Source organism: Poseidonocella sp. HB161398, from assembly GCF_005870025.1.
Classification (GTDB): Bacteria; Pseudomonadota; Alphaproteobacteria; order Rhodobacterales; family Rhodobacteraceae; genus Mangrovicoccus.
The window spans coordinates 1-26,622 of sequence record NZ_VATA01000058.1 but is presented as its reverse complement, the minus strand read 5'-3'; the positions used below and the strand labels follow the sequence as shown (position 1 = coordinate 26,622).

29 protein-coding genes are annotated in these 26,622 nt (G+C 70.1%); 11 read left to right on the top strand and 18 right to left on the bottom strand.

Features of this window, described 5'->3' with window-relative positions; translation table 11 throughout:
- The first annotated feature begins 261 nt into the window (after positions 1-261).
- Positions 262-1,326 carry a permease gene (locus tag FGX59_RS28900; protein ID WP_138470897.1) on the top strand — a complete coding sequence of 355 codons (1,065 nt, stop codon included), beginning with the start codon at positions 262-264 and terminating at the stop codon, positions 1,324-1,326.
- A gap of 12 nt (positions 1,327-1,338) precedes the next feature.
- Positions 1,339-1,575 carry a thioredoxin family protein gene (locus tag FGX59_RS28895; protein WP_138470895.1) on the top strand — a complete coding sequence of 79 codons (237 nt, stop codon included), beginning with the start codon at positions 1,339-1,341 and terminating at the stop codon, positions 1,573-1,575.
- 10 nt (positions 1,576-1,585) lie between these two features.
- On the opposite strand, the gene FGX59_RS28890 is transcribed toward FGX59_RS28895, so the two are convergent.
- From FGX59_RS28890 to FGX59_RS28855, 8 genes are all read right to left on the bottom strand, one after another.
- Positions 1,586-2,623: an AbrB family transcriptional regulator gene (locus FGX59_RS28890; protein WP_206078462.1), complete on the bottom strand. Its 1,038-nt coding sequence runs from the start codon at positions 2,621-2,623 to the stop codon at positions 1,586-1,588.
- On the bottom strand, positions 2,620-3,636 hold the full coding sequence (locus tag FGX59_RS28885) for an ABC transporter ATP-binding protein (RefSeq protein ID WP_138470934.1): 1,017 nt from the start codon (positions 3,634-3,636) through the stop codon (positions 2,620-2,622). The genes FGX59_RS28890 and FGX59_RS28885 overlap by 4 nt, the downstream gene beginning before the upstream one ends.
- A 2-nt stretch (positions 3,637-3,638) precedes the next feature.
- Positions 3,639-4,610 (bottom strand): ABC transporter ATP-binding protein, encoded by a 972-nt coding sequence (locus FGX59_RS28880; protein WP_138470893.1) that lies wholly within the window; start codon positions 4,608-4,610, stop codon positions 3,639-3,641.
- A complete protein-coding gene (locus FGX59_RS28875) occupies positions 4,607-5,533 on the bottom strand; it encodes an ABC transporter permease (RefSeq protein WP_138470891.1) in 927 nt (308 codons plus the stop codon). The genes FGX59_RS28880 and FGX59_RS28875 overlap by 4 nt, the downstream gene beginning before the upstream one ends.
- 6 nt (positions 5,534-5,539) lie before the next feature.
- Positions 5,540-6,514, bottom strand: a complete 975-nt coding sequence (locus FGX59_RS28870) for an ABC transporter permease (RefSeq protein ID WP_138470889.1) — start codon at positions 6,512-6,514, stop codon at positions 5,540-5,542.
- A gap of 19 nt (positions 6,515-6,533) precedes the next feature.
- Complete coding sequence (gene ggt, locus FGX59_RS28865) at positions 6,534-8,147, bottom strand: gamma-glutamyltransferase (protein WP_206078461.1); 1,614 nt, start codon at positions 8,145-8,147, stop codon at positions 6,534-6,536.
- Entirely contained in the window at positions 8,144-8,995 is an 852-nt protein-coding gene (locus FGX59_RS28860; protein WP_138470887.1) for an alpha/beta hydrolase, read from the bottom strand. Before FGX59_RS28860 ends, ggt begins: the two co-directional genes overlap by 4 nt.
- Positions 8,996-9,078: 83 nt before the next feature.
- Positions 9,079-10,656, bottom strand: coding sequence for an ABC transporter substrate-binding protein (locus tag FGX59_RS28855; RefSeq protein WP_138470886.1), 1,578 nt, complete (start codon positions 10,654-10,656; stop codon positions 9,079-9,081).
- Between the two features lie 197 nt (positions 10,657-10,853).
- On the opposite strand from FGX59_RS28855, the gene FGX59_RS28850 reads away from it, so the two are divergent.
- Positions 10,854-11,612 carry an IclR family transcriptional regulator gene (locus FGX59_RS28850; protein ID WP_206078460.1) on the top strand — a complete coding sequence of 253 codons (759 nt, stop codon included), beginning with the start codon at positions 10,854-10,856 and terminating at the stop codon, positions 11,610-11,612.
- A gap of 3 nt (positions 11,613-11,615) precedes the next feature.
- Here FGX59_RS28850 and FGX59_RS28845 read toward each other — a convergent pair whose 3' ends face one another.
- Positions 11,616-12,245 (bottom strand): LysE family translocator, encoded by a 630-nt coding sequence (locus tag FGX59_RS28845; protein WP_138470884.1) that lies wholly within the window; start codon positions 12,243-12,245, stop codon positions 11,616-11,618.
- Positions 12,246-12,428: 183 nt separating this feature from the next.
- Here FGX59_RS28845 and FGX59_RS28840 point away from each other — a divergent pair, with 183 nt between their 5' ends.
- Entirely contained in the window at positions 12,429-13,208 is a 780-nt protein-coding gene (locus tag FGX59_RS28840; RefSeq protein WP_171060876.1) for a MipA/OmpV family protein, read from the top strand.
- 14 nt (positions 13,209-13,222) lie between these two features.
- Here the strand turns inward: FGX59_RS28840 and FGX59_RS28835 are convergent, their stop codons facing one another.
- The 6 genes from FGX59_RS28835 to FGX59_RS28810 are packed head-to-tail and all read right to left on the bottom strand — an operon-like array spanning position 13,223 to position 17,392.
- A complete protein-coding gene (locus FGX59_RS28835; protein ID WP_138470881.1) occupies positions 13,223-13,981 on the bottom strand; it encodes an IclR family transcriptional regulator in 759 nt (252 codons plus the stop codon).
- A gap of 34 nt (positions 13,982-14,015) precedes the next feature.
- Positions 14,016-14,402, bottom strand: coding sequence for a RidA family protein (locus tag FGX59_RS28830; RefSeq protein WP_138470879.1), 387 nt, complete (start codon positions 14,400-14,402; stop codon positions 14,016-14,018).
- Between the two features lie 24 nt (positions 14,403-14,426).
- Positions 14,427-15,191, bottom strand: a complete 765-nt coding sequence (locus FGX59_RS28825; RefSeq protein WP_138470878.1) for an amino acid ABC transporter ATP-binding protein — start codon at positions 15,189-15,191, stop codon at positions 14,427-14,429.
- A gap of 9 nt (positions 15,192-15,200) precedes the next feature.
- Positions 15,201-15,863 carry an amino acid ABC transporter permease gene (locus FGX59_RS28820; protein WP_138470877.1) on the bottom strand — a complete coding sequence of 221 codons (663 nt, stop codon included), beginning with the start codon at positions 15,861-15,863 and terminating at the stop codon, positions 15,201-15,203.
- A 10-nt stretch (positions 15,864-15,873) separates the two neighbouring features.
- On the bottom strand, positions 15,874-16,536 hold the full coding sequence (locus tag FGX59_RS28815) for an amino acid ABC transporter permease (RefSeq protein ID WP_138470875.1): 663 nt from the start codon (positions 16,534-16,536) through the stop codon (positions 15,874-15,876).
- A 25-nt stretch (positions 16,537-16,561) separates the two neighbouring features.
- On the bottom strand, positions 16,562-17,392 hold the full coding sequence (locus FGX59_RS28810) for a transporter substrate-binding domain-containing protein (RefSeq protein ID WP_138470874.1): 831 nt from the start codon (positions 17,390-17,392) through the stop codon (positions 16,562-16,564).
- Positions 17,393-17,561: 169 nt separating this feature from the next.
- Between FGX59_RS28810 and FGX59_RS28800 the strand changes: the two genes are divergently transcribed.
- Complete coding sequence (locus tag FGX59_RS28800; RefSeq protein ID WP_138470872.1) at positions 17,562-18,605, top strand: D-TA family PLP-dependent enzyme; 1,044 nt, start codon at positions 17,562-17,564, stop codon at positions 18,603-18,605.
- A gap of 179 nt (positions 18,606-18,784) precedes the next feature.
- On the opposite strand, the gene FGX59_RS28795 is transcribed toward FGX59_RS28800, so the two are convergent.
- From FGX59_RS28795 to FGX59_RS28785, 3 genes are all read right to left on the bottom strand, one after another.
- Positions 18,785-19,228 carry a hypothetical protein gene (locus FGX59_RS28795; RefSeq protein ID WP_138470871.1) on the bottom strand — a complete coding sequence of 148 codons (444 nt, stop codon included), beginning with the start codon at positions 19,226-19,228 and terminating at the stop codon, positions 18,785-18,787.
- Positions 19,229-19,276: 48 nt separating this feature from the next.
- A complete protein-coding gene (locus FGX59_RS28790; RefSeq protein WP_138470869.1) occupies positions 19,277-21,328 on the bottom strand; it encodes a response regulator in 2,052 nt (683 codons plus the stop codon).
- A gap of 473 nt (positions 21,329-21,801) precedes the next feature.
- Complete coding sequence (locus FGX59_RS28785; protein WP_138470868.1) at positions 21,802-22,707, bottom strand: LysR family transcriptional regulator; 906 nt, start codon at positions 22,705-22,707, stop codon at positions 21,802-21,804.
- A 131-nt stretch (positions 22,708-22,838) separates the two neighbouring features.
- Between FGX59_RS28785 and FGX59_RS28780 the strand changes: the two genes are divergently transcribed.
- The 6 genes from FGX59_RS28780 to FGX59_RS28755 all read left to right on the top strand — a co-directional run.
- On the top strand, positions 22,839-23,756 hold the full coding sequence (locus FGX59_RS28780; protein WP_138470866.1) for a VOC family protein: 918 nt from the start codon (positions 22,839-22,841) through the stop codon (positions 23,754-23,756).
- 1 nt (position 23,757) lies between these two features.
- The gene (locus FGX59_RS28775) at positions 23,758-24,357 is read left to right on the top strand and encodes an alpha/beta hydrolase (protein WP_138470865.1); all 600 of its coding nucleotides are present in this window, start codon (positions 23,758-23,760) and stop codon (positions 24,355-24,357) included.
- On the top strand, positions 24,354-25,022 hold the full coding sequence (locus FGX59_RS28770) for a pirin-like bicupin family protein (protein WP_138470863.1): 669 nt from the start codon (positions 24,354-24,356) through the stop codon (positions 25,020-25,022). Before FGX59_RS28775 ends, FGX59_RS28770 begins: the two co-directional genes overlap by 4 nt.
- 77 nt (positions 25,023-25,099) lie before the next feature.
- Positions 25,100-26,029 (top strand): pirin family protein, encoded by a 930-nt coding sequence (locus FGX59_RS28765; protein ID WP_138470862.1) that lies wholly within the window; start codon positions 25,100-25,102, stop codon positions 26,027-26,029.
- 64 nt (positions 26,030-26,093) lie between these two features.
- Complete coding sequence (locus tag FGX59_RS28760) at positions 26,094-26,363, top strand: DksA/TraR family C4-type zinc finger protein (protein ID WP_138470860.1); 270 nt, start codon at positions 26,094-26,096, stop codon at positions 26,361-26,363.
- The coding region (locus tag FGX59_RS28755) for a hypothetical protein (RefSeq protein ID WP_138470858.1) at positions 26,360-26,622 on the top strand (263 nt) is incomplete at its 3' end. The genes FGX59_RS28760 and FGX59_RS28755, both read left to right, overlap by 4 nt.

The following is a 26,622-nucleotide window of genomic DNA, read 5'->3' as shown; positions in this document are numbered from 1 at the left end:
TTTTACATTTGCCCCGCCAATCCGCTCCGATGCCCGGGATTTCGGCGCCGGAGCGCGAAACTGGTCATTTTCCGGGCAGCTTTTCCGGGCGCCGCGGGTCCCTGCCCCGCCCGGGACCCCGCCCGGGGGAGCATGCGCCGTGCCGGGCTTGAGCTGCATCAACGACCGGCCACGTTTTACATGCGAAAATCCCGATCCAACCACCGCCGATACGGCCGCCGGATCCGGAGGCCTCTGGGCGCTGCAGGAAAGGACTGCAAGATGAGCGCCGGCACCTTCCCCTCCCGACATCCTGCGCCGCGGCGCGACTGGCACTGGCCTCTGGGCCTGCTGGGCGCCGGGACGCTCTGGTGGCTCGTCTACCGGCAGCTGCAGCCGCTGGCCGAGACGCTGGTCGGCCTCCTGCCGGTCGAGCGCCACAGCCGCACGGGCGAGGCGCTCGCCTTCTTCTTCTACGACGTGCCCAAGGTGATGATGCTCCTCGTGCTGATCGTCTTCGCCATGGGCGTGCTGCGCAGCTACTTCTCGGCCGAGAAGACCCGCGCGCTGCTATCGGGGCGGCGCGAGGGGGCGGGCAATGTCCTTGCCGCGGGGCTCGGGGTGATGACGCCCTTCTGCTCCTGCTCGGCGGTGCCGCTCTTCATCGGCTTCGTCTCGGCGGGCGTGCCGCTGGGCGTGACCTTCTCCTTCCTGATCGCCGCGCCGATGGTCAACGAGGTGGCGCTGGTGCTGCTCTTCGGGCTCGTGGGCTGGCAGGTCGCCGCCGCCTATCTGGGCTTCGGCCTGGCGATCGCCATCGCGGCGGGCTTCGTCATCGGCAAGCTGCGGCTCGAGGGCTGGCTGCAGGACTGGGTGCGCGACATCCAGTCGGGCGCGGCCGCCGCGGGCCTGGCCGGAGACGCGCCGCCGGCCTTCGCCGAGCGCTGCCGCCGCGGGCTGGAGGCAGTGCGCGAGATCTTCGGACGGGTCTGGATCTGGATCCTGCTCGGCATCGCGCTCGGCGCGGCGATCCACGGCTATGTCCCCGAGGACATGATGGTCCGGATCATGGGCGCCGGGACCTGGTGGTCCGTCCCCGCCGCGGTGCTGATGGGCATCCCGATGTACACCAATGCCGCGGGCGTCATCCCGATCGTCGAGGCGCTCCTGTCGAAGGGCGCGGCGCTCGGGACGGTGCTGGCCTTCATGATGAGCGTCATCGCGCTCTCCCTGCCCGAGATGGTCATCCTCCGCCAGGTCCTGACCCTGCGCCTGATCGCCGTTTTCATCCTGGTGGTCGGCAGCGGCATCCTGGCGGTCGGCTACCTCTTCAACTTCCTGTTCTGAAAGGACGCTTCCATGAAATCCGTTGCAATCTACGGCCCCGGCTGCAAGCGCTGCGCGGCCACCGCGCAGATGGTCGAGGCCGCCGCCGCCAAGCTGGGCATCGAGGTCGGCATCGAGAAGGTGACCAATGCCAGGGCCATCGCCATGGCCGGCGTGCTCGCCACCCCGGGCATCGCCATCGACGGCCATCTGGTCCATGCCGGCGGGCTCCCGGACGAGGCGCGGCTGGAGGACTGGCTGTCCTCCTGAGCCCGGCCGGTCATCCCCGGCGCCGGCGCGACAGAAGGCCGGCGCCGAGGATGACCATGCCGATCCGGCTGATATGGCAGACCACCACGAAGGAGACCTCGAGGTTCAGCGCCAGCGCCAGCAGGCTCATCTCGGCCAGCCCGCCCGGCGCAAAGGCCAGCAGGATCCCCTCGGGCGGCAGGTCGATCACCAGATGCAGCCCGAAGGCGAAGGCCAGCGCGACGCAGAGCAGGATCACCGTCGCCCCGGCCGAGGTCGCCAGCACCTGCAGCACCCGCCCGGTCGAGATCCCCGCGAAGCGGCAGCCGACCGTGGTGCCCAGGACGACCTGGGCCGCGGCGATGACCAGGCTCGGCACGGCGAAGCTGCTGGCGCCGCTCCAGTGCAGCAGCATCGAGGCCAGCATCGGCCCGATCAGGAAGGGCGCGGGCAGCCGCGCCAGCCGCCCCAGCCCGGTGCCCGCCGCGATCGCCCCGAGGAAATAGGCGGCGTCCATCGCGCCCATCGCCGAGAGCGGCCGCCACTGCGCCGCCTGCGCCACCGGATCGGCGCCGGTCGCCAGCGTCATCACCAGGGGCAGGAACATCACCACCAGGAAGATCCGCGCGGAATGCATCAGCGCGATGGTGCGCTCGTCCCCGCCCCGCTCGGTGCCGAGGATCACCATGTCGATCAGACCGCCCGGCATCGCCGAGAAGAAGGCGGTGACCGGATCGAGCCGGGCGACGCGGCGCAGGTAGAGCGTGCAGATCGCCGCCGAGACCGCCAGGTAGGCGGCGAGCCCCGGCAGGGCCGGCCACCAGAGCGCGGCGCTTTCCAGCGTGTCGCGGCCGAATTGCGATCCGAGCATCGCGCCGATCACCGCCGACATCGGCGGCCGGGCGCGGCGCGATCCCTTGACCGGCAGATGCAGGATCGAGGCCAGCCCGGACGCCGCCATCGAGCCCAGCATCCACGACAGCGGCATGCCGATCCAGGTGAAGAGCGCCCCGCCCGCCGTTCCCGCGGCGAGCGCCATGGCGAAGCTGGGGCGGAGCCCGGCCGTCATGCCGCCCTTGCGTCGTTGAGATGGCAGGCCGCGCGGTGTCCCGGCGCGACCTCGCGGATCACCGGCACCTCGGAACGGCAGCGCGCCGTCGCCAGCGGGCAGCGCGGATGGAAATGGCAGCCCGGCGGCGGATCGAGCGGGCTCGGCAGCTCGCCCTTGACGGCCGAGAAGCGCCGCTTGCCCGGGCGGATCCGCGGCACCTCGGCCAGGAGCTGGCGGGTATAGGGATGGTTCGGCCGGGCGAAGACCTCTTCGACCGGCGCCTCCTCGACCACCCGGCCGAGATACATGATCGCCACCCGGTCCGAGATATGCTCGACCACGCCCAGATCGTGGCTGACGAAAAGATAGGTCAGGTCGAGCGCCTCGCGCAGATCCATGAAGAGGTTGAGGATCTGCGCCTGGATCGACACGTCGAGCGCCGCCACGCTCTCGTCGCAGACCAGGAAATCCGGCTGCACCGCCAGGGCGCGGGCGATGTTGACCCGCGCCCGCTGCCCGCCCGAGAACTGGTGCGGCAGCCGCCGCTTCATCGCCGGGTCGAAGCCGGCCTTCCTGAGATAGCCGTCGACATAGGCGCCGCGCGCGCCCGCGATCATCCCGTGGATCTGCGGCGCCTCGGCGACCAGCGCCTCGACGCTCATCCGCGGGTTCAGCGCCGCCATCGGGTTCTGGAAGATCATCTGCGCCGCCAGGTCGGCCTCCTTCAGCCGGCGGCCCTTCAGCTTGCGGCGGTCCTCGCCCTTCCAGAGCACGGCACCTTCGGAGGGCGGCAGGATGCCCGCGGCGATGCGGCCGAGCGTGGACTTGCCGCAGCCCGACTCGCCGACAAGGCCCAGCACCTCGCCCTTGCGGATGCTCAGGTCGACCGCGTCGAGCGCATGGACCACCGGGGCGGGCTTGGCGGCGCCGATCGCCATGGCCAGGCGCTGCGCCAGGTCGGGCGCGCTGCCGAAGCGGCGCGAGACCTGGCGCAGCTCGAGAAGGGGCGCGGCGGCGGCGGGATCGGTCATGCTCACGCGAGCGTCTCCTCATGCGGGTGGAAGCAGCGGTGGTAGGCGCCGAGGCTGCCGAAGCGGCCCGGCCGGGCGGCGCAGGCGGCATCGGCGCGGCCGCAGCGGCTGCGGAAGGCGCAGCCGGCGGGCATCCGGCCGAGGCTGGGAGTGACGCCGGGGATCTGCGCCAGCCGGGTGCCGCGGGTGTTCTCGGACGGGACCGAGCGGATCAGCCCGCGCGTATAGGGATGGCGCGGCGCGCGCAGCACCTCCTCGATGCCGCCGGTCTCGACGATGCGGCCGCCATACATCACCGCGATCCGGTCGGCGAGCCCCGAGACGATGGCCAGGTCATGGGTGATCCAGATGACAGCCGTGCCCTGCTCCTCGGTCAGCTTCTGGAATTCCGACAGGATCTGCGCCTGGATGGTGACGTCGAGCGCGGTGGTCGGCTCGTCGGCGATGATCAGATCCGGCCGGTGCAGCAGCGCGATGGCAATCGCCACCCGCTGCCGCATGCCGCCCGAGAATTCATGCGGATAGCCGTCGAGCCGTTCCTCGGGCGAGGGAATGCCGACCAGGCCGAGCGCGTCGCGCGCCCGCGCCCGCGCCTCCTGGCGCGAGATCTGCACATGGGCATGCAGCGCCTCGGTCATCTGCGTGCCGATCCGCAGCACCGGGTTCAGCGTCATCATCGGGTCCTGGAAGACCATGGCGATCCGGCGCCCGCGCAGCGAGCGGCGGGTGTCGGCATCCGCCTGCGCCAGATCCGCCCCGTCGAACAGGATCTGCCCCGCGGCGACGCGGCCGGGCGGATCGACCAGCCCCATGATCGAAAAGCCGGTGACGCTCTTGCCGGACCCGCTTTCGCCGACAAGGCCCAGCACCTCGCCGCGGGCGAGCTGGAAGGAGACCTCGTCCACCGCGCGCAGGTCGCCTTCGGGACCTGGAAAGGCGGTGACGAGGCCGCGGACATCGAGCAGAGCGGTCATCGGGCCCTCCGGGGATTGAGCACGTCGCGCAGCCGGTCGCCGACGAGATTGATGGAAACGATGGTCAGGAGCAGCGCGATGCCGGGATAGAAGCTGATCCAGTAGAGCCCCGAAAGCAGGTACTGGTAGCCATTGGCGATCAGCATGCCGAGCGACGGCTGCGTAACCGAGGCGCCGAGCCCGAGGAAGGAGAGCGTCGCCTCAAGCCCGATGGCGCGGGCCACCTGCATGGTGGCGATGACGATGATCGGCGCCAGGCAGTTCGGCAGCATGTGGCGCAAGAGCACCCGGTGGCCGGGGATGCGCAGGCAGCGCGCGGCCTCGATATACTCCTTCTCGCGCTCCACCAGCGCGGTGCCGCGGGCGGTCCGCGCATAGGTCGCCCATTCCGCGACGATGATCGCCAGCACGACATTGGCCACGCCGTTGCCGAGGATCGCCAGCACCATCAGCGCCATCAGGATCGTCGGAAAGGACAGCTGCAGGTCGACGAGCCGCATCACCGCGGTCTCGGCACGCCCGCCCAGATAGGCCGCCATCAGCCCCGCGGTGGTGCCGATCAGCGCCGCAACGATGGCCGAGGCCAGCCCGACGATAAGCGAGGTGCGCAGCCCGTACATGATCCCCGAGAGGATGTCGCGCCCCTGCCCGTCCGTGCCCAGATGGTAGGGCAGCCCGGCGAAGCTCTCGGATCCGGGAGGCAGGCGGCTGTCCATGATGTCGAGCTGCATCAGGTCGTAGGGATCCTGCGGCGCCAGGAGCGGCGCGAAGACCGCGACTGCGATGATCGCGACCAGCCCCAGGGCGCCGACCAGCGCCGAGGGCGCGGCGAAGAAGCGGCGGATCGCGGGCCAGGCGCGGGCGGGCGGCGGCGCCTCCTCGGCGGCGGCGATCCCGGCAGTGTCGGCAAGCTTGCTGTCCATGGCGGCCTATCCCTTGCCGTCGAGCCGGACGCGCGGGTCCAGCAGCGTGTAGCAGATGTCGATGACGAAGTTCAGCGACACGAAGAGCACGACCATCATCATCAGGTAGGCGACGATGACCGGACGGTCGAGCAGGTTGATGCTGTCGATGATCAGCTTGCCCATGCCCGGCCAGCCGAAGATGCTTTCCGTCACCACCGAGAAGGCGATGAGCGATCCGAATTCCAGCCCGATGATGGTGATGACCGGGATCATCAGGTTCTTCAGGATATGGACCAGCACGATGCGGCTCTCGCGCAGGCCCTTGGCGCGGGCGAACTTGACGAAGTCCTGCAGCACCACCTCCTGCACGCCCGCGCGGGTCAGCCGCAGGATCAGCGAGGTCTTGAAGAGCGCGAGGTTCAGGGCGGGCAGGACCAGATGCGCCAGCCCGTCGCGGGTGAGGAAGGACCATTTCGCGCCCAGGAACTCCGCCGTCTCGCCGCGCCCGTTCGAGGGCAGCCAGCCCAGCTGCACCGCGAAGAGCAGGATGAACATCAGCCCCACCCAGAAGGTCGGCAGCGAGAAGCCGAGGATCGAGCCGGTCATGATCAGCCGAGAGGAGATCCGCTCGGGATAGAGCCCGGCATAGAGCCCCAGCGGCAGGCCGATGACGATGGCGATGACCATCGCGCAGAGCGCCAGCTCCAGCGTCGCGGGCAGCCGTTCGGCGATCACCTGCAGCGCCGGGCGGCCATAGACGAAGCTGTCGCCGAAATTGCCCTGGGCCAGCCCGTGGAGGAAGCCCAGGTACTGCCGCCAGAGCGGCTGGTCCAGCCCGAGATTCTGGATCACCCGCAGCCGCTCGGCCTGGTTCAGATCCGGGTTGATCAGGATGTCGACCGGGTTGCCGATCACGTTGACGCCGAGAAAGACGATCAGCGTCATCGCGAAGATGACGAATCCCGCCTGTATCGCGCGCCGGATGAGAGTGGTGATCATGACTCTGGGTCCTTCGGGGTCACGCGACGCTGATCGCCATGCCGTCGCGCTGCGGATCGGCAGCGCCCGAGGAGATCCCGTCGCTGATCCGGATACCGTGAAGCGCGGCAAAGGCATAGGTCTGCGGCGAGCGCACCACGTCATAGCCCTCGGCGCGCAGCTCGGCGGCGACGGAGCGGCGGATGCGGTTGCAGATGTCGATGCTGTTCGACACGCCGACCAGCCGCGGCGCCGCCACCGCCTCGTGGATGCCCATGCCGAAATCGATCATGTTGACGATCCCCTGGGCGACGGTGGGCGCGATGTAGCTGCCGCCCGGCGCGCCGATCACGATGGCCGGGCTGTCGCCGTCGAAGACGATGGTCGGCGCGGCCGAGCTGGCGCGGCGCTTGCGCGGGGCGATCGAGGCGGCTCGGCCCGGGCGCGGGTCGAACCGGCCCATCAGGCCGTTGTACATGAAGCCCAGCCCGTCGGTGATCGCGCCCGAGGGCGATCCCAGCGAATGGGTCAGCGCCACGGCATTGCCCTCGCGGTCGATCACCGAGATATGCGTCGTGTCGCGCTGCGACAGGTCCAGCCGCTCGACATTGGCGCGCTCGCCCCGCTTGATCCGGTCCGCGATCGCGGCGGCATGGGCCTTCGACAGCAGCCGTTCCACCGGCACCTCGACATAGGCCGGGTCGCCCATATGGGCATCCTTGTCGATCGTCATGTGCTTCATCGCCTCGAAGAGCGTGCGCACGTATTCCGCCGTGCCATGGCCCATCGCGGCGAGGTCGAAATTCTCCAGGATGTGCAGGAGCTCGATCATCGGCATGCCCGATCCCGGCGGCGGGCTGGAGGCGACCGGATGGCCGCGGTAGCTGCCCCAGACCGGCGCCGCGCGGGTGACGGCGTACTGCGCCAGGTCCTCGCGCCCGATCAGCCCGCCATGGGCGGCGAAATCCGCGGCGATCTGTTCGGCGATCTCGCCATGGTAGAAGATGTCGGAGGAGCCGCTTTCCGCGATCCGCCGCAGGGTGCGGCCGAGATCGGGATTGCGCAGGATCTCCCCGACGCCGCGCAGCGTGCCGTCCTCGCGGAAGTAGACCCGCCGCCCGGTGGCGGAGAAGGCCAGCTTGTCGCGGGTATTCACCTGGCCGTCGCCGCTCTGGTCCTTGGTCCAGTACCAGTGCATGTGCGGGCGGATCTTGAAGCCCTCCTCGGCATAGCGGACCGCCGGGGCGATCAGGTCGGCCCAGTCCCAGCTGCCGTAGTCGCGCAGCGCCGTCTCGTAGCCCTTCAGAGAGCCCGGAGTGCAGCAGGCCAGGTAGCCGAGCTCCGAGATATTGTCCTCGAGGATGAAGCCGAAGCCGTCGCGGCTCTGGCCCTTGAGCTTGTCGAGCCACATGTCCGGCACCGCCTTCGCCGGGGCGAGCGCGTAGAATTCCAGCACCTCGTGGAGGCCGCGCCCGGGCATGTAGACCTGCATCGAGCCGAAGCCGCCGATCCCCGACATCTGCGGATCAACCACGCCCTGCACGAAGGCGCAGGCCAGCGCCGCGTCGACGGCATTGCCGCCGCGCTCCAGCACCTCGGCCCCGGCCTCCACCGCTTCGGGCTGGGGCGCGACAATGGTGGCGTTGCGGATCATGCGCGGCGCTCCTTCAGGGTGCGGGCCAGGAAGGCCTTGACCCGGCCGATGCATTTCATCCGGTCATGCGAGACGCCCGGCACCTCGTCGAAGGTCACGCTGGCCCCCGCCGCCTCGAAGGATCTCTGCAGGCTGCGCAGCCGCTCTGGCCGGGTGCTGCCGGCATCGTTGGCGCCTTCCATGTAATAGGCCGCGCCGGGCGCATGGGTGATCTCCCAGGTCTCCAGGTCGAGGCTGCCCACCACCATGTGCACCGGCAGCCGCGCCAGCGCCGCCGCGTCGAAGGGACGGCCGAACTTCTCCGCCAGGTCGCGGATGCCGACCCACCAGTCGCGCGCGGGATCGAGCAGCGTCACCGAGCCCGGCGCGCCGATCGAGACCGCCCAGAGCTTCTCGGGATGCAGGATCGCGAAGCGGTGGGCGAAATGGCCGCCGCCGGAATAGCCGAACAGGGCGAAGCGCGACCAGTCCTGGCCGTATTTCTCCGCCATCTCGGCGACCATGGCGAGGACCAGCTCGTCATAGCGGATGTCGCCCTCGGCCATGTACTTGTAGCCCGAGCGCGCGCCGTCGCCGCGGACATTGACCGGGAAGACCGGGCAGAGGATGGCGCAGTCGTTGTAGAGCCCGAATTCGGCGAAGCCGTCGCGGAACTCGAAGGCCGAGGTGCGGCCGGTGCCATGCACCGCCACCAGCAGGTCCAGCTTGCGCCCGTCCGCCGCGGCGGGCGGCACGTAGAGCATCATGTGGAAGCGCGGATCCGCGCTCGAGGCGAAGATGGCGGTTTCGCCATAGTCGTAGATGGCCCGGGCGCGCGCTGCGCTCCCGGCCGTTGCAAGCTCCTGCATGGGGTCTCCTGTCGGGAAGGGTCGTCTGCGCCGCCGGAGGGGCGGCAGGGGCCGGGGACATGCGCCGTCCCCGGCGGGCCGTTTCACTCGGTGCTGCCATGCACCTCGTAGGCCAGGGTGTACTTGTCGCCGCGCGGCGCGAACTCGATGCTGGACTTGGCGCCCATCACGACATTCTCGTAATGCATCGGCAGCAGCCAGACATGGTTGAAGGTCAGCTCGGACACCTTCTGCAGCAGCGGTTCGCGGGCGTCCTCGGCCAGGGTGGAGGTCGCCTCGTCGAGCAGCGCGTTGATCTCCGGCACGTCGATGCCGCCGCCATTGTAGCGCCCGGTGCCCTTCTCGGCGTCTCGGCCCGCGACCACGGCCAGGGCCGGGTTCGACACCTCGCCGGTATTGACGCCCCAGGAGCCCAGGAAGAGCGAGTAGTCGCCTTTCGAGTACTTGCCGGAATAGACCGACCAGGGCAGCACCTCGACCTTGGTGTCGATGCCGATGCGGGTCAGCATCTGCCCCGCGGCCTGCAGCACCTCGCTGTCATTGACATAGCGGCCCGAGGGCCCGTGGATGGTCAGCGCGAAGCCGTCGGGATAGCCCGCCTCGGCCAGCAGCGCCTTGGCGCCCTCGGGGTCGTAGCCGACCTTCTCCACCAGGTCGGAATGGCCGAAGAAGCCCTCGGCGACGAACTGGTCGGCGACGGTGCCGTTCTTCTGCATCACCCGGTCGACGATCGCTTCGCGGTTCATCGCCATCAGGAGCGCGCGGCGCACCCGCTCGTCCTTGAACGGGTTCGATCCCAGCGGCGAGCCGTCCTTGGCGGTGACGAAGGGCGACTCGTCGCGCGCCACGTCCATGCCCAGGAAGACCAGCCGGGTCGACTGGCCGCGGATCACCTTCAGATCGGCATTCTGCTCGACCCGCGCGACGCCCTCCGCGGGCAGGGTCTCGATCAGGTCCAGGTCGCCCGCCAGCAGCGAGGCCAGTCGGCCGCCATCGTCGGGCACCAGCCGCAGCGTGACCTTGCTCCACTCCGCGGGGCCGTCGAAGTAGTCGTCGTTGCGCTCCAGCTCGATCCGGTCGCCGGGCGTGTAGGAGACCAGCTTGAACGGGCCGGTGCCGACCGCGGCGGGGCCGGTCTCGAAATCGGCGACGGACGCGTCGGCATAGTCGGCGCTGATGATGCGGATGCGGCTCAGCGAGTTGAGGATCATCGGGTCCGGCACCGTGGTCTCGACCAGCACGGTATGCGGATCCTCGGCGGTGACGCTGGCGATGTTGCGGGTATAGGAGGCGAAGGCCTGGCTGTCCTTGTCGCGCGCGCGGATCAGCGAGGCGACCACGTCCCCGGCGTCGAAATCGCTGCCGTCATGGAATTTCACCCCCTCGCGCAGCTTGAAGCGCCAATGGGTGTCGTCGACGATCTCCCATTCGGTGGCCAGCTGCGGCTTGTTCTCGGCGGCGCCGCCGCGGTTGATCAGGCTGTCCCAGATATGGCGGCTGGTCGCGTTGTTGGGCGAGTTGGAATCCTCGTGCGGGTCGAGCGAGGTGATCGGCGCGGCCATGCCGATCGACAGATGCGCCTCCTGCTGTGCGAGGGCGGGGACGGCGGCAGAGGCGGCAAGCAGAGCGAGAACGGAGCCATGGAAACGGCGCCGGGTCATGGAGGTCAGCAAAGTCAGGTTCCCTTGTTGGAGGCCGGTCCGTCCTTGTCCGGGCGGTTCGGCAAGGCCGCGCAAGCGGTCCAGATGCGCCGAGAAAACGAAAGACGGGACATGAATGTCAATTTCATTTTGATCTTGTTTCGGTAGACGAAACGCCTAGGATTGACGGCGGATACCCCAGGACCAGGTGACCGGATTTGCAGGATTACGTCGTAGATTCAGTAGATAAAGCGCTCAATCTGCTCATGGCCGTGGCGCGCAAGCCGAATGTCGGCGTCACGGAACTGGCGCAGAAAACCGGCATTACCAAGTCCCGGGCCTACCGTCTGTTGCATACAATGGAACAGCGCCAGATCGTCAAGCGCACCAGCGAAAGCACCTACGGGCTCGGCGATGCCATGCTGATCCTCGGGATCACCGCCAGCACGCAGACCGACATGATTCGCCTGGCCACGCCGATCCTCGAAGAGCTCTGCCAGCGGGTGAACGAAACCGTGCAGCTGCGGATCATCGACGGGGTGGAGGCGCTGTGCATCGCCAAGGCGGAGCCCTCGCGCGACCTGCGGGTGCATGCCAATGTCGGCCGCCGCAGGCCGCTCTATGCCGGGTCGCCGAAATGCCTGCTCGCCTACCAGCAGCCGGACTTCATCGACCGCTGCGTGCCGGCCAAGCCGCCGGCGCTGACCGCACAGACGCCGAAATCGCGCCGCGCCATCCTGGCCGAGCTCGAACGGATCCGCGGCCAGGGCTACTGCGTCAGCCGCGGCGAGGTCAGCGAGCACCAGGTTTCCTGCGCGGCACCGGTCTACGCGCTCGACACCTCGGTCGTCGCCTCGATCCACGTGGTCGCCCCGGCCTTCCGCATCCGCGATTCAGAGCTGGCGCATATCATCCGGCTGGCGACCTCGGCCGCCGAGCGGCTTTCCCGCGCGCTCGGCTGGTCCGAGGAGGGCTGAGCCCTAGCGCTCCTGCAGCGCCAGCCGCAGCCCCAGCGCGCAGTAGATCCCGCCAGTGACCCGGTCGAGCCAGCGGCGCAGCCCCGGCGCGCGTCCGAGCGCCCGGCCGAGCTGCCCCGCGCCAAGCGCCGCCGCCATGGTCGCCACCGTGCCCATCGCCACGAAGATCGCGCCGAGCAGCAGGAGCTGCAGCGCGATGGCGCCGTTCTCCGGGGTGACGAATTGCGGCAGGAAGGCGAGGAAGAACATCGCCGATTTCGGGTTCAGCATCTCGGCGAGCCAGGCCTGGCGGAAGGCGGCCCCCACGGCCAGATACGGGCCCGCGGCACCGGGGGCGGTGCCCCCGGGCCGGGCGAGCAGGCTGCGCAGGCCGAGATAGACCAGATAGGCGGCGCCCGCGAGCTTCACGACGGTGAAGGCGCTGGCGGAGGCCATCACGATGGCCGAGACGCCGATCACCGCCAGCACGGTATGGCACAGGTCGCCCAGGGCGATGCCGAGGCTCGTCGCCATGCCGACCCGCAGCCCCGAGGAGGCCGTGCGCGCCAGGGTCATGAGGATCGAAGGGCCGGGAAAGAAGACGAACCCTGCAAGCACGGCAATGTAGGTCATCAGCGTCGCAGGATCGGGCATCGGTCTGTCTCCTTGTCCGGGGTGATCCGGCGAGGCTAGCGGGCGATGCGCCGCCTGGCCAGTGCGCGCGCGGAAAACCCCGCCCCTGCGCCACCGCGTCCTGGCCGCACGGGGCGTCCTGCCGCTATGCTGGGCGGGACGGGACCGCGACCGGTCGCGACGGGCCTGCCGGAGGAGGACCGCATGAGACTGCTGCCTTGCGCCATGCTCGCCGCCATGGCGACCGCCGCCCAAGCCGAGGGGCCGGTGCTCGACCTGCCGGGCTTCCCCGACTACGCCATCCTCGGGACCGGCGCGGGGCCGCGCTATCCGGGCTCCGACGAGACCGTCTGGGCGGTGGTCCCCGCGGCACGCAAGAGCTTCGGGGCGCGCTATGTCAGCCTCGAGGCGAATTACCTGAGCATCAACCTGCTCGACCAGCCGAACTGGAAGGCGGGCCCGGCGGGCATCCTGCGCTTCGGCCGCGGCGAGGCCGACGACCCGGCGATCGACGCGCTGCCCGACATCGCCATCTCGGTCGATCTCGGCGGCTTTGTCGCCTGGGAGACCGGCGGCGCCGATCCGCGCGACCGCTGGCGCATCGGCGCGGGGGTCCTGCAGGATGCGACCGGGGTCCATGACGGCTATGTCGCCGACCTGAACCTGCGCCGCTGGCTGCCGGTCGGGCGCTATGGCGCGCTGGGGCTCGGGCTGGCGGCAAGCTGGGCGTCGGAGGACTACATGGACACGTATTTCTCGGTCGATGCCCGCGCCTCCGCGCTGAGCGGGCTGCCAAGCTATTCTGCCGGGGCGGGCTGGCGCGACGCGCGGATCACCGCGATCTACGTCCAGCCGGTCAGCCGCCACTGGGCGGTGGGCGCGGGGCTTCTCTATGCGCATCTCCTCGACGGCGCGGCCGACAGCCCTGTCACGGCCTCGCGCGGCCAGCTCTTTGGCGGGGTCGGCATCGCGCGCGCCTGGTAGCGCGCGTTAGCGGGTCAGGGCACGAAGCCCGAAAGCTCGCGGCCCGCGCGGATCAGCTCGCGGCGGTAGTCGCCGTAATGCGCCAGCGCGTCCTCCTTCGGCGCGACGATGCAGACCGTGGCGACGCAGCGCCCGCGCGGATCGGACACCGGCGCGGCGAAGCAGTGGGTGAAGGTGTCGACGATGCTGTCGAAGGAGAAGAACCCCTCGGCATGGGCCTGGCGGATCTCGGCCAGCCAGGCGGGCACGTCCATCGCCGCGCCATCGGGAAGGGTGAAATCCTCCGGCGGGATCAGGTCCAGGATCTCCTGCTCGGAGCGGCCGCCGAGCAGCAGCCGCCCGGAGGCGGTCCAGGGGATCGGGGTGAGCTGGCCAATATCGGCGCTGATGCGGAAGGGCCGGCTGCCCTCGATCTGCAGCGCGACCGTGTACTTGTCGCCGTCTAGCATGCAGAACTGCGACATCTCCCGCGTCCGCCCGGTCAGGTCGCGCAGCACGCTTTCGGCGCGGCGGGTCAGGTCGAAATGGTCCTGGTAGGCGAGGCCGAGGAAGAACAGCCGCCGCCCCAGATAGACGCCGCCATCGCCGGTCTCCTCCAGCATGCCGTGATCGGTCAGCGAGGCGACGAGGTCGTAGACGGTGGATTTCGGCGCGCCGATCGCCTGGGCGATCTCGGCGGGGCGGCGGGGCGCCTTGACGGCGCGCAGATGGTCGAGGATGTCGAACGCGCGGTCGATCCCGCGCGCCCTCTTGCGTTCCGTGCCATCCTTCATCGCCATCCGTTCCCCGCCCGCGCCTGCCCGTCCGTCAGCTGCGGCGATAGGCGATGCAATCCACTTCGATCTTGCAATCGACCACCATGGAGGACTGGACGCAAGCCCTGGCCGGAGGGTTGTCGCCGAAGTACTGCGCGAAGACGCCGTTGAAGGACCAGAAATCGCGCGGATCGTCCAGCCAGACGCCGATGCGCATGATGTCCTCTGCGCCATAGCCCGCCTCCTCGACGATCTTCAGCATGTTGCGGATCGCGATATGGGACTGCTCGACGATGCCGTTTCCGGACACTTCGCCGTCGACCATCGGCGTCTGGCCGGAAACATAGAGCCAGCCATCGGCCTCGGTGGCCTTGGCGAAGGGCAGCGCCTTGCCGCCATTGCCCTTGGCATCGCCGACGCCGTGTCGCTTGATCGTCATGGGGGGTCTCCGTTCTTTCGTCATTCAGGATTGGGAATTCGAGAGGAAGGCCTTCAGCCGCTCGGTGCCGGGCGCGCCGAAGATCTGCTCGGGCGGGCCCTCCTCGTGGATGCGACCCTGGTGCATGAAGACCACGCGCGAGGACACGTCGCGGGCGAAGCGCATCTCGTGGGTGACCAGCAGCATGGTCATGCCGTCGCGGCCCAGGTCGCGCACCACGGCCAGCACCTCGCTGACCAGCTCGGGATCGAGCGCCGAGGTGACCTCGTCGAAGAGCATCAGCTGCGGCGCCATGGCGATGGCCCGCGCGATGGCGACGCGCTGCTGCTGGCCGCCCGAGAGCTGGCCGGGGAAATGGTCCTTGCGCGCCAGCATGCCGACCCGGTCGAGCCAGCTCTCGGCGATGGCGCGGGCCTCTTCGGCGGGCAGCTTCTTGGTCTTTGTCAGCCCCAGCATGACGTTCTTCACCGCGCTCAGATGCGGGAAGAGGTTGAACTGCTGGAAGGCCATGCCGGTCATCGCGCGCTGCCGGGCGATCTGGCGCTCGGGCAGGCGGCGGCGGCGGCCGCCCTCCTCGCGGTAGCCGATCGGCTCTCCCGCGATCTCGATCCGGCCGCGGCCGAACTCCTCCAGCAGGTTGACGCAGCGCAGGAGCGTCGTCTTGCCCGAGCCCGAGGAGCCGATCAGCGAGACCACGTCGCCCTTGTGCATCGCCAGGTCGATGCCCTTGAGCACTTCGAGCTCGCCGAAGCTCTTGTGAAGGTCGGTGATGTTCAGGACAGGGATCATGCGGAGGCCTCAGCGGGGGATGGCGATGCGGCGCTCGACGGCGCGGCCCGCCTGCTCGATCGCGAAATTCAGGACGAAGTAGACCAGCCCGGCGAAAAGGTAGAATTCGAGGCTGAGATAGGTGCGCGAGATGACCTGCTGCACGGCCAGCAGGAACTCCACCACGCCGATCACCGACAGCAGCGTCGAGGCCTTGACGATTTCGGTCGCGGTATTGACCCAGGTCGGCAGCATCTGGCGCAGCGCCTGCGGCAGCAGCACCGAAGTGAAGGTCTGCCCGAAGGTCAGGCCGATGGATTTCGCCGCCTCGGTCTGGCCCGCGGGGATGGCGTTCAGCGCGCCGCGGAGAATCTCGCCGACATGGGACGAGCAGAACAGCGTCAGCGCCAGGCAGCCGGCCTGGAAGGCATCCAGATCGAGCCCCGCCGCCGAGAAGATGTAGTAGCAGGCCAGGATCAGCACGAAGACCGGCGTGCCGCGCAGGAAGTCGGTATAGATGCGCAGCGCGATCCTCAGCGGCAGCCGACCGTAGCTGAGCCCCAGCCCGACGAGAAGGCCCAGCAGCGTGCCGAGCGCGACCGAGCCCGCCGAGATCAGCACCGTCTGCCAGAGCCCGGCAAGGAGGTTCGCGCGCGCCGCCCAGAGATCGGCGAGGAAGAACTCGAAATTCATGGCGGGCTCCTCAGCGCGGGATCGACAGGCGGGCTTCGAGACGGCGCAGGAGCGCGGCGATCGCCACGCAGGCGCCGACATAGATCAGCGAGGCGACCATCCAGGTCTCGATCACCCGGAAGCTCTCGACATTGATCTTGCGGGCATAGAAGGTCAGCTCGGGCACCGCGATGGCGGCGGCCAGCGAGGTGTCCTTGAAGAGCGAGATGAAGTTGTTCGACATCGCCGGCAGGACGTTGCGGAACATCACCGGGATGATCAGGTAGCGCTTGATCTTCCATTCGGTCAGCCCGATCGCCAGCCCCGCCTCGCGCAGCCCCGGCGGCAGCGCCACCAGCCCCGAGCGGTAGACCTCGGCCAGGTAGGCGCCGGCATAGAGCGACAGGGTGAAGATGAAGGACGGGATCTTGTCCATCGCGATGCCGAGCTGCGGCAGCGCGAAATAGCAGAAGAGGATCAGCACCAGGATCGGCGTGTTGCGGATCGCCGAGACGTAGCATTGCGAGATCCAGCGCAGCGCCCGGTGCCGCGAGAGCATCCCGAACGCCGCGGCCAGACCCAGCACGCAGCCGATGGCGATCGAGACCAGCGCCAGGAACAGCCCCAGCATCAGCCCTTCGGCCAGCAGGTCCCAGTTGCGCCAGACGACGGCGAAGTTGAAGTCGTAGGTCACGGGTCAGGTCCGGGATGCGGCTGGGTTACTTGTACTCGACCGGGAAGCCGATCTGCGGCTGCTCCAGCTCCTCGCCGAACCACTGGGCGAAGCTGGCGCTATAGAACGGGAACTCGACCCCGGTCATGCCCTCGTGCAGCACGGTGTTGACGAAGTTCAGCCAGCGCTGGTCGCCCGGCGCCACGGCGCAGGAATAGCTCTGCGGGTTCCAGCCGAAGCCCGCATCCTTGTAGCGGCCCGGGTTCTGCACCATGAACCAGCGCAGCGCCGACTGGTCGGTCGCCGCGGCATCGGCCCGGCCGGAATTCAGCGCCTGGTACATGAGGTCGACGCTGTCGTACTGGTCGACCTCGGCCCCGGGCAGCGCCTGGTGGACCATCTCCTCGGCATAGACATTCTGCAGCACGGCGACGGTGACATCGCCGCCTGCCGCCTTCAGCGCGTCGTAATCGGCGAAATCGCCGCGATCCATCATCAGGAGGCCGACGCCCTCGCGGTAGTAGGGGATGGTGAATTCCACCTGCTGCGCGCGCTCGGCGGTGACGGTCATGAACTGGCAGGTCAGGTCGACCTTGCCGGTGGCGAGGTTCGGGATCCGCGCATCGCCCGACTGCTGGACGTACTCGATCTTGTCGGGGTCGCCGAACAGCGCCTTGGCGACCAGCCGGCCCATGTCGACATCGAAGCCCTGCAGGCTGCCATCCTCGCCGATGAAGTGCCAGGGCGGGTTGGTCGAGCCGGTGCCGAGGATCAGGTGGCCGCGGTCCAGCACCTCCTGCAGGCGGCTCTCCTGGGCGGCGGCGGGCAGCGCGCCGAAAAGGGCCGCCGCGGCAGCCAGGGCGAGAGTGGTCTTCATGTCGGTCTCCACTGTTGCGCCAGCGGGGCTGGCGGTCTGTTCGTTGTCCGTTATAGCGGATTTAAGTCCGTTCTTGCGTATTTCATCTTTTGCGGATTGCCGCCCTGTGTCAATACGGAACTGCAAGAACCCGCCGGGGACCGCCCCGGCCCGAGAGGAGTCATCCCCGATGGACACGCCCGCCCTTGTCGTCGACCTTGCCGTGGTGGAGAGGAACATCGCGGCATTTCAGGCCCTTGCCGATGCTGCCGGGCTGGCCGCGCGGCCCCACGTCAAGACGCATAAAATTCCGGCACTGGCGCAGATGCAGGTCGCGGCGGGGGCCGTCGGCATCACTTGCCAGAAGATCGGCGAGGCCGAGGTCATGGCAGAGGCGGGGCTCGCGGACATCCTGCTGACCTACAACATCCTCGGGGCGGAGAAGCTCGCGCGGCTGCGCGCGCTGGCCGGGCGCTGCCGCCTGTCGGTGACCTGCGACAACGCTCCGGTCGCGCAGGGGCTCTCCGCCGCCTTCGCCGATGCGCCCGCCCCGCTCGAGGTGCTGGTCGAATGCGATACCGGTGCCGGGCGCTGCGGCGTCCAGAGCCCGGCCGCGGCCCTCGCGCTGGCGCAAGAGATCGACGCCCTGCCCGGGCTCGCCTTCGGCGGGCTGATGACCTATCCGCCGATGGCGGAGGCCGGGGCGGTCGATGCCTGGCTGGCCGAGGCGCGCGATCTCTGCCTTGCGGCGGGGCTGGCCTGTCCTCGGATCTCGACCGGCGGCACGCCCAATCTCGGCGACCTCTCCGCCTTCGCCACGGCGACCGAGCACCGCGCCGGGACCTATGTCTACAACGACCGCTCGCTGATCGCCCGCGGCGCCTGCCGGGCGGAGGACTGCGCCGCGGTGGTGATGGCGACCGTGGTCTCGCGCCCCTCGCCCGCGCGGGCGATCCTCGATGCCGGCTCGAAGGCGCTCAGCTCCGACCTGCTGGGGCTGGAGGGGTTCGGCCTGATCCGCGAGGCGCCCGGCGCGCGCATCGCCAGCCTGTCGGAGGAGCATGCCATCGTCGATCTCTCGGGCACGGACTGGCAGCCGCAGATCGGCGCGGTGGTCTCGATCATCCCGAACCATGTCTGCGTCGTGTCGAACCTCTTCCCCGCCGTGACCCTCGTCCATCCTGACGGGCGCCGCGAGGAGGTCCCGGTCGCCGCCCGCGGCAGGCTGCGCTGACCCCGGCGCCGGCAGGGGCCGAAGACGCAGGGGGGCGAGGCCTCACTGATGAGAAAGAAGCTCTTCAGCTCGCTGAACCCGCTTCGGAGGAGAGCACGCCTAGCCGCGCGAGGGCCGTTTTTCCGGTCTTGCCCCCGTCTCCCGTCTCTCGTCGCCGGACGGACATTGCCGGCAGCTTGCTAGGGCGCGAAGCGCAGCACTCGCTGGCAGCCGTCAGCTCCGCTCCGGGGCGGCGTGCAGAACTGGCCGTGGAGCGACAGCACCACCCCGCCCTCGCCCAGCGACCAGGCCTGGGCATGGCCCGACCAGCCCGGCTCCAGCCCGCTGCCGCGCGACAGCCAGACGGTGACCGGGCAGCCGGCCGAGCCGCAGAAATAGCTCGCCGCCCCGTCGCAGCCCAGCCCGGCAAGGTCGGTGACATAGTCCGTCCCGCCATCGCCATCGAGATCGCCCGCCTCCGACAGGAACGCCCCGGTGAAGCCCGGCACGCCGCCGGCGCCGCGGCAGGCGGCGGCGGTCTCGTCGATATAGGCGGTGATCTCCGGCGGCGGTCCGGCCAGAGCGGGAAAGGCAGCACTCATCACGGCCAGCATCGCCGCGGGCAGCAGGGGGAAACCGGGCATCTGCGCCTCCTTCGGTCACGCCGATGGAGCCGCAGAATCGCGCCTGGCTCAAGCGGAATCGAGGCGCTGGCCGCTGCGCGCGGGGCGCGGCGCCTCGCGCAAGGGCACCGCGGCAACGGCCTCGCGCAGCACCGACCAGGCGACCGGCTTCTGCAGGGCGGGCATCGCGGCATCCTCGGTGCCGTCGCGCGGGCCCGGCAGGCTGCAGCCCGACATCAGCAGGACCGGCAGCCCGGGATGGCGCGCGCCGATCGTCCGCGCCAGCGCATGGCCCTGCATCCGGCCCGGCATGACCACGTCCGAAATCACCAGATCCGGCAGCGGCCCCGCCGCCAGCAGCGACAGCGCCGCATCCGCGTCCTGGCAGAGATCGACGCTGTGGCCGTCCATCCGGAGCTGGCGCGCCATCACCTGCGCCACGTTCGGATCGTCGTCGACCAGCAGGATCCGGCGGCTCTGCGCCGCGGGGCGGGGCACCGCGCCGGGCGTCTCCGGCACGGAAGCCCCCCCGGCCAGCGGGAAGGCCATCGAGACCGTCAGCCCCTCGCCCGGCGGGCAGGACAGCCGCAGCCCGCCGCCCGACTGGCGGCAGAAGCCGGAGGCCGCCGACAGCCCCAGCCCGGTGCCCTCGCCGAGCGGCTTGGTGGTGAAGAAGGGCTCCGCCGCCCGCGCCAGCAGCCGCGGCTCCATCCCCGGCCCGTCATCGGAAACCAGCACCGTCGCATGCCATCCCGGCGCCAGGCTCTCGTCCCGGCCGAAGCCCGCCACCGCCTCGGGCCCGAGCTCGTCGATGCGGGTGGAGACGGTGATCGCGCCGCCGCCCGGCTGGGCGTCGCGGGCATTGATCAGCACGTTGAGCAGCGCCTGCCGGAAATTCGCGGCATCGATATCGACCACCGCCGAGGGCGCCGCAAGCCGCGCCGTGACCGCGACATTGGCCGGGCAGAGCCGCCGGAACATCCGCAGGCTGTCCTCCACCAGCGCGTCGAGCGCCACCGGCGCCGGGTCGAGATAGGACTTGCGCCCGTAGGCGAGGAGCTGCCGGGTCAGCTGCGTGGCCTGGTCCGTCGCCCGCAGCGCCTCGTCGACATAGATCTGGTGGGCGCTGCTGTCTCGGTCGCTCTGCAGCAGCTGCAGATTGCCGAGGATCACCGCCAGCGTGTTGTTGAAGTCATGCGCCACGCCGCCGACCAGCCGGCCGAGCGCCTCGATCCGCTGGCCGCGCTCCATCGCCAGCTCGGCGGCGAGCCGCGCTCGCTCGCTGTCGCGCCACATGATCTCGGCATGGGCCGCGCGCAGGTCCGAGCGGTTGGCGAGATGGGCGAAGAAGATCGCCGCCGACTTGCCCAGCACGATCATCGCGAAGGTCAGCATCGCCGCCCGCAGATCCGGCGCGAGCGCGTCGCGCCGCGAGGCCACCAGCGCCATGCCGGTCAGCGCCACGGGTCCCAGCACCAGCACCGGCAGCAGGCGCCGCAGCATCTGGCTGCCCGGGCCCGGCCCCGTCACCACCGCCATCCAGCCCAGCCGGGCATCTTCCGCCAGCAGCGCCAGGAAGAGCAGGCCGAACCCCGCCGCGGTATGCAGCGCCATCTTGGTATAGACCGGGTTCGAGAACAGCGCCTCGGCATTGAAGAGATAGCCCAGAAGCGGGATCGCCACGATGCCGAGCCCGGCAGTCTCCGCCGCCAGCCGCGCAAGGTCGGTCCCGGCCCGCCCGCGCGGCAGCAGGAGGCAGAGCGCGGCGAACAGGCAGATCATCTCCGTCGCCACCGACATGCCGTCCGGCTCGAGGTCCAGCGCCGGTACCGTCAGCGAGGCCGCCACCAGGGCCGGAATGGCCAGCGCGAAGGCGATCCGCAGCGGGCGCAGGGCCGCGCCGACGCCTGCGGCAACCGCCCCCGCAGCGAGCAGCAGGCAGGCCGCCGTGCCCGGCACCATCGCCGGATAGCCGGGGCGGATGCGCAGGAAGACATCCGTCCCGAACCCCCAGCCGGCCGAGAGGTTGAGCAGCGCGACCAGCCCCGCCAGCCCGGCGAGGCCCCGCGGCCAGACCGCCCATCCCGGCGGCAGAGCAGACGGACCGGACGTTGCCGTCACCCCAGGCGCGCGCAGGCCGGCGGGGCCGCGCGGAACGGCAGGACCGGCAGGATTTCAATGAGTCTCGGCATTCTCCTCCCTCCAATCGGCGCCGCTGCCGGACACCGGAAGCGCGGCCTTCCTCTGCCGCGCGCTCCGGGGCTCCCGTCCGGTCAGCCTGTGCGGGACCTCCCCTTGACGCTGGGTCCCGGCCGGATGGCGTCGTTAATCTAGGCAAGCGGTTCGCCGCCGCACAAGAACTTTCTGCCGACTGCGCGTTATCACCTATGCCGCGAGCCCCGGAAAATTGATTCGCCTTACAGTAATACCTGCGCCAGACTGGATCTGCCGCACTGGCAGGCCGGATCCGGCGCGCCGGAGGGGGAGAAGGGAGATGCGCCATGACACATAGCCAGACGAAAATCGCGATTCTGCTCTGCGCGGCGGTCCTCGCCATGCTGCTGGTCGGCCTTGCCGCGGCGCCCTAGCGCCGGTCAGCTGCCGAACTTGCCCGATTGCGTCACATGTCGCTCGACATGTTCGGAGAAGAGCTTCAGCCGTGCCGGGATGCGCTCCAGCGGCGGGTAGTAGAGCGTCAGCCACAGCTCCGGCGGCTGCCAGCCCGGCAGCACGCGGACAAGCGCGCCGCGGTCCAGGTCGGCCTCCAGCATGAAGCGCGGCAGCATCACGATCCCCTGCCCGGCCAGCGCCAGCCCGGCCATCAGCGCGGCATTGTTGGCGGCCAGCTCGGCCCCCGCGCGGATGCGCGCGACGGCGCCGTCGCGGCGCAGCTCCCAGCTTTCGCCGCGAGCGCGGACGTCATGGCCGATGCAGGCATGGTCCGCGAGGTCGTCGGGATGCGCCGGCACGCCGCGGGCCTCCAGGTAGTCCGGCGCGGCGGCCAGGATGCGGTCGACCCGGCAGATCCGGCGCCAGATGCTCGCCGCGTCGCGCGGCGCGACGGAGATGCGGATCGCCAGGTCGAAGCTGTCATCGACGCTGTCGACGAAACTGTCCGACAAGAGCACCGAGAAGGTCACCTGCGGATGCTCGCGGCGGAAGGAAGCGATCGCGGCCGGCAGGGTCTCGGCGCCGAAGCCGATCGGCGCGTTCAGCCGGATCAGCCCGGCGAGGTCGCCATGGCGCTCGCGCAGCTCCTCGGCCGCGCTGCCCAGCCCTTCGAGCAAGGGCGCGACCTGCGCGGCGTAATCCGCCCCCGCGGGCGTCAGCGACACCCGCCGCGTGGTGCGCAGGAACAGCTGCACCCCCAGCCGCGCCTCCAGCGCCGCGACCGCCCGGGTCACCGACGGCGCCGGCAGGCCGAGCGTGCGCGCCGCCCCTGCGAAGCTTGCCTCGCGCGCCACGGCCAGGAAGACCCGCAGCTCCTCGATCTCGCCCATGCGCTGTCCCTCCGCCCGTGGCCTGCTGCAATATTACTGCCGAAAATGAAATGGTGAATGCCAAATTATACCCGTTCACGGAAATGATCTGACACGCCATCTTGGGGACAGCAGAACACAGGAGCGAGACCATGACCCTTCCGATCAACGGCCTTCACCACGTCACCTCGCTGGCCTCCGATGCCCGCGCCAATAACGGCTTCTTCACCCGCACCCTCGGGCTGCGGCGCGTCAAGAAGACGGTGAATTTCGACGCCCCCGACGTCTACCACCTGTATTACGGCGATGCCGCGGGCACGCCGGGCAGCGTGATGACCTATTTCCCCTTCCCCGGCATCGGCAAGGGCCGCGCCGGCGCGGGCGAGGTCGGCGAGACCGTCTTCGCCGTGCCCGAGGGCAGCCTCGGCTTCTGGAAAGAGCGGCTCGGCGCAGGCAACGTGACCGAGAGCGCCCGCTTCGGCGAGACGCATCTGCACTTCGCGGGCCCCGATGGCGACAAGTTCTCGCTGGTGGAAACCGCGGACGGGCGCGACGGCTGGACCGGCGAGGTCGATGCCGACCATGCGCTGCGCGGCTTCCGCGGCGCGACGCTGCGGCTGCGCGATGGCGGCGCCACCGGCGAGCTGCTGCGCTTCATGGGCTATGAGGCGGAAGAGACCCAGGGCAACCTGACCCGCTTCCGCGTGCCCGGCGGCAACGGCGCGGACATCATCGATGTCGAGACCCTGCCCGGCGCGCCCGCGGCGCAGCAGGGCGGCGGCTCGGTCCACCATATCGCCTTCTCGGTCGCCGACCGGGCGGCGCAGGACGAGGTCCGCAAGGCGATCGCGGATACCGGCTACCAGATCACCCCGCCGATCGACCGGGACTACTTCTGGGCGGTCTATTTCCGCACCCCCGGCGGCGTGCTCTTCGAGGTCGCGACCGACGCGCCCGGCTTCGACCGCGACGAATCCCCCGCCCATCTGGGCGAGGCGCTGAAACTGCCCCGCCAGCACGAGCATCTGCGCAAGGTGCTGGAAGGCCATCTGGAACCGATCGGAGACTGACATGCACGCGTTCGAGACCAAGGGCACGCCCCAGATCTTCGCCTTCCACGGCACTGGCGGCGACGAACGGCAATTCGCCGGGCTGGTGCAGCAGCTCTGGCCGGAGGCGGGCCTTGTCGCGCCGCGCGGCGGGGTCTCCGAGCACGGCGCCAACCGGTTCTTCCGCCGCCGCGCTGAGGGCGTCTACGACATGGAGGACCTTGCCGCGCGCACCGCCGAGATGATCGACTTCATCCGCGCGCGGCGCAATGCCGAGGGGCCGGTCTTCGGCTTCGGCTATTCGAACGGGGCCAACATCCTGGCCGCGGTCAGCTTCGCCGCGCCGGATCTCTTCGACCAGCTGGCGCTGCTGCACCCGCTGGTCCCCTGGACCCCGGCACCGCAGCCCGGCCTGTCCGGGCGGCCGGTGCTCCTGACGGCCGGGCGGCGCGATCCGATCACGCCGCCGGGCGCCACCGCCACGCTCGCCGACTGGTACCGCAGCCAGGGCGCCGAGGTGACGCTGGCCCAGCACGAGGGCGGCCACGAGCTGCAGCACAGCGAGATCGCCGCCCTGTCCCGCCATTTCGCCCTGTCCCAGACAGAAGGAGCAGTCCCATGATCCTGATCCACGAGAACATGAGCCGCGGCCGCTCGCAGAAGGGCTGGCTCGACGCGCAGCACACCTTTTCCTTCGGCACCTTCGAGGATCCCGCGCGGATGGGCTTTGCCCGGCTGCGGGTGCTGAACGAGGACCGGATCGTCCCCGGCGCGGGCTTCGCCGCGCATGACCATGCCGACATGGACATCCTGACGCTGGTCCTGTCGGGACGGATCCGCCATGAGGACAGCCTCGGCAACCGCGCCGAGCTGGCCCCGGGCAGCCTGCAGCTGATGCGGGCGGGCCGCGGCGTGACCCATTCCGAGGTCAATGCCTCGCAGGACGAGACCGCCCATGCGCTGCAGATCTGGCTGATCCCGGACGCCCCGGGCGGAGACCCCGGCTACCAGTCGGCGCCCCTGGCCGAGGGGCTGCTGGCCTCCCGCGAGGGGCCGCTGCAGCTCGGCTCGGACACCCGGATCAGCTACCTGCGCGCCGATGACGGCAGCCGCACGGAGCTCCCGGTCGCGCCCGGCCGCGCGGTCTTCGTCCAGGTGCTCGAAGGGCTGGCGCGGATGGAGGACGAGCGCATCGCCGCGGGCGACGGGCTGGCCCTCGAGGAGACGCCGCCGGCGCTCGACTGGCAGTCGGAGGGGGCGCTCCTCGTCTTCGACATGCCCGCCTGAGCGGGCACGCCACGGGCGGCGGCCTTGACCGGGCCGCCGCCGATCCCCAGAGTCATCCCAAAGGAAAGGGCCGTGCCATGAGCTGGAACCCGACGCAGACCCCGCATTCGCCGCAGAGCCTCGATGCGATCGAGACGCTCATCATCCCCCGCGCCCGCGACCTGGGCGGGTTCGAAGTGCGCCGCGCCCTGCCCTCGCCGAAGCGGCAGATGGTCGGCCCGTTCATCTTCTTCGACCAGATGGGCCCGGCCGAGTTCCTGACCGGCGGCGGCATCGACGTGCGGCCGCATCCCCATACCGGGCTGGCCACCGTCACCTATCTCTACAAGGGCGAGTTCCAGCACCGCGACAGCACCGGCGCCAACCAGATGGTCCATCCCGGCGAGGTCAACTGGATGATCGCCGGCGGCGGCGTCACCCATTCCGAGCGCACCTCCGAGGAGATGCGCCGCCAGCCCGGATCGCTCTTCGGCATCCAGACCTGGGTCGCGCTGCCCGACTGGGCAGAGGACCGGGAGGCCAGCTTCGAGCATCACGGCCGCGAGGCGCTGCCGGTGATCGAGGAGGGCGGCAAGACCGTGCGGCTGATCCTCGGCAATGCCTGGGGCGCGGCCTCGCCGGTGAAGACCTTCACCGAGACCTTCTATGCCGATGCCATCCTCGCCCCCGGCGCGCAGCTGCCGCTGCCCGACACTCACGAGGACCGCGGCATCTACGTCTCCGAGGGCGCGATCGAGGTCGCGGGCGAGGTCTTCGAGGCCGGCCGGATGATGGTCTTCCGCCCCGGCGACCGGATCAGCGTCACCGCCGGGCCCGCGGGCGCGCGGCTGATGGTGCTGGGCGGCGAGACGCTGGAGGGGCCGCGCTACATCTCGTGGAACTTCGTCGCCTCCTCGCAGGAGCGGATCGACGCGGCCAAGGAGGCCTGGCGGCAGGGCGACTTCACCCATGGCCGCTTCCACCTGCCGCCGGGCGACCAGGAGGAGTTCATCCCGCTGCCGCGCTAGCGCGCGGAGATTGACGGCGGCCGGGGCGCGGCGCTAGCCTCGGCCATCTTGAAGGAGACAGGCAATGGCAGGCGGCTGGGCCCAGGACGGGGCGGTGAACGAACAGATCGAGGCGTCCATCCAGGACGAGCTGCAGCGCATGAAGCAGCGCCGCCAGCTGGTCGGCGAGAGCCTCGAGACCTGCGCCGAATGCGACGAGGCGATCCCCGAGGCGCGCCGCCGGGCAATCCCGGGGGTCAAGCTGTGCATCGACTGCCAGGGCGCCCGCGACCGGCGGCCGGTGCAGCGCGCGGGCTTCAACCGCCGCGGCTCGAAGGACAGCCAGCTGAAGTGACGCCGACCGCCGCGGCGCAGCCTGCCGTCGCGGACCCGCCTGCAATCCGGACGCACGGGCCGGCGGCGGTCCGCGCCCCCGGCAGGTCCCGCATCGCGGACATATCCCGGCCTGCGGCGGTCCGGTTGGGCATCGCGGGCGCCGCAATGCCGTCCGCGGACCTCGGCATCTTCTCCTTCAGCGGGAAGATGAAAATCCTTCACCTGACCTGGTTCGCGTTCTTCCTGACCTTCGTCGTCTGGTTCAACCTCGCGCCGAT

What these genes read in the sequence shown, in the direction of transcription:
- FGX59_RS28765 (WP_138470862.1), top strand. Translation starts at nt 25,100, where the DNA reads ATGAGCTGGAACCCGACGCAGACCCCGCATTCGCCGCAGAGCCTCGAT.
- FGX59_RS28875 (WP_138470891.1), bottom strand. Translation starts at nt 5,533, where the DNA reads ATGGACAGCAAGCTTGCCGACACTGCCGGGATCGCCGCCGCCGAGGAG.
- FGX59_RS28835 (WP_138470881.1), bottom strand. Translation starts at nt 13,981, where the DNA reads ATGAAGGATGGCACGGAACGCAAGAGGGCGCGCGGGATCGACCGCGCG.
- ggt (WP_206078461.1), bottom strand. Translation starts at nt 8,147, where the DNA reads ATGATCCGCAACGCCACCATTGTCGCGCCCCAGCCCGAAGCGGTGGAG.
- FGX59_RS28820 (WP_138470877.1), bottom strand. Translation starts at nt 15,863, where the DNA reads ATGAATTTCGAGTTCTTCCTCGCCGATCTCTGGGCGGCGCGCGCGAAC.
- FGX59_RS28760 (WP_138470860.1), top strand. Translation starts at nt 26,094, where the DNA reads ATGGCAGGCGGCTGGGCCCAGGACGGGGCGGTGAACGAACAGATCGAG.
- FGX59_RS28780 (WP_138470866.1), top strand. Translation starts at nt 22,839, where the DNA reads ATGACCCTTCCGATCAACGGCCTTCACCACGTCACCTCGCTGGCCTCC.
- FGX59_RS28845 (WP_138470884.1), bottom strand. Translation starts at nt 12,245, where the DNA reads ATGCCCGATCCTGCGACGCTGATGACCTACATTGCCGTGCTTGCAGGG.
- FGX59_RS28900 (WP_138470897.1), top strand. Translation starts at nt 262, where the DNA reads ATGAGCGCCGGCACCTTCCCCTCCCGACATCCTGCGCCGCGGCGCGAC.
- FGX59_RS28880 (WP_138470893.1), bottom strand. Translation starts at nt 4,610, where the DNA reads ATGACCGCTCTGCTCGATGTCCGCGGCCTCGTCACCGCCTTTCCAGGT.
- FGX59_RS28785 (WP_138470868.1), bottom strand. Translation starts at nt 22,707, where the DNA reads ATGGGCGAGATCGAGGAGCTGCGGGTCTTCCTGGCCGTGGCGCGCGAG.
- FGX59_RS28775 (WP_138470865.1), top strand. Translation starts at nt 23,758, where the DNA reads ATGCACGCGTTCGAGACCAAGGGCACGCCCCAGATCTTCGCCTTCCAC.
- FGX59_RS28795 (WP_138470871.1), bottom strand. Translation starts at nt 19,228, where the DNA reads ATGCCCGGTTTCCCCCTGCTGCCCGCGGCGATGCTGGCCGTGATGAGT.
- FGX59_RS28825 (WP_138470878.1), bottom strand. Translation starts at nt 15,191, where the DNA reads ATGATCCCTGTCCTGAACATCACCGACCTTCACAAGAGCTTCGGCGAG.
- FGX59_RS28840 (WP_171060876.1), top strand. Translation starts at nt 12,429, where the DNA reads ATGAGACTGCTGCCTTGCGCCATGCTCGCCGCCATGGCGACCGCCGCC.
- FGX59_RS28895 (WP_138470895.1), top strand. Translation starts at nt 1,339, where the DNA reads ATGAAATCCGTTGCAATCTACGGCCCCGGCTGCAAGCGCTGCGCGGCC.
- FGX59_RS28855 (WP_138470886.1), bottom strand. Translation starts at nt 10,656, where the DNA reads ATGACCCGGCGCCGTTTCCATGGCTCCGTTCTCGCTCTGCTTGCCGCC.
- FGX59_RS28800 (WP_138470872.1), top strand. Translation starts at nt 17,562, where the DNA reads ATGGACACGCCCGCCCTTGTCGTCGACCTTGCCGTGGTGGAGAGGAAC.
- FGX59_RS28830 (WP_138470879.1), bottom strand. Translation starts at nt 14,402, where the DNA reads ATGACGATCAAGCGACACGGCGTCGGCGATGCCAAGGGCAATGGCGGC.
- FGX59_RS28890 (WP_206078462.1), bottom strand. Translation starts at nt 2,623, where the DNA reads ATGACGGCCGGGCTCCGCCCCAGCTTCGCCATGGCGCTCGCCGCGGGA.
- FGX59_RS28885 (WP_138470934.1), bottom strand. Translation starts at nt 3,636, where the DNA reads ATGACCGATCCCGCCGCCGCCGCGCCCCTTCTCGAGCTGCGCCAGGTC.
- FGX59_RS28870 (WP_138470889.1), bottom strand. Translation starts at nt 6,514, where the DNA reads ATGATCACCACTCTCATCCGGCGCGCGATACAGGCGGGATTCGTCATC.
- FGX59_RS28810 (WP_138470874.1), bottom strand. Translation starts at nt 17,392, where the DNA reads ATGAAGACCACTCTCGCCCTGGCTGCCGCGGCGGCCCTTTTCGGCGCG.
- FGX59_RS28860 (WP_138470887.1), bottom strand. Translation starts at nt 8,995, where the DNA reads ATGCAGGAGCTTGCAACGGCCGGGAGCGCAGCGCGCGCCCGGGCCATC.
- FGX59_RS28770 (WP_138470863.1), top strand. Translation starts at nt 24,354, where the DNA reads ATGATCCTGATCCACGAGAACATGAGCCGCGGCCGCTCGCAGAAGGGC.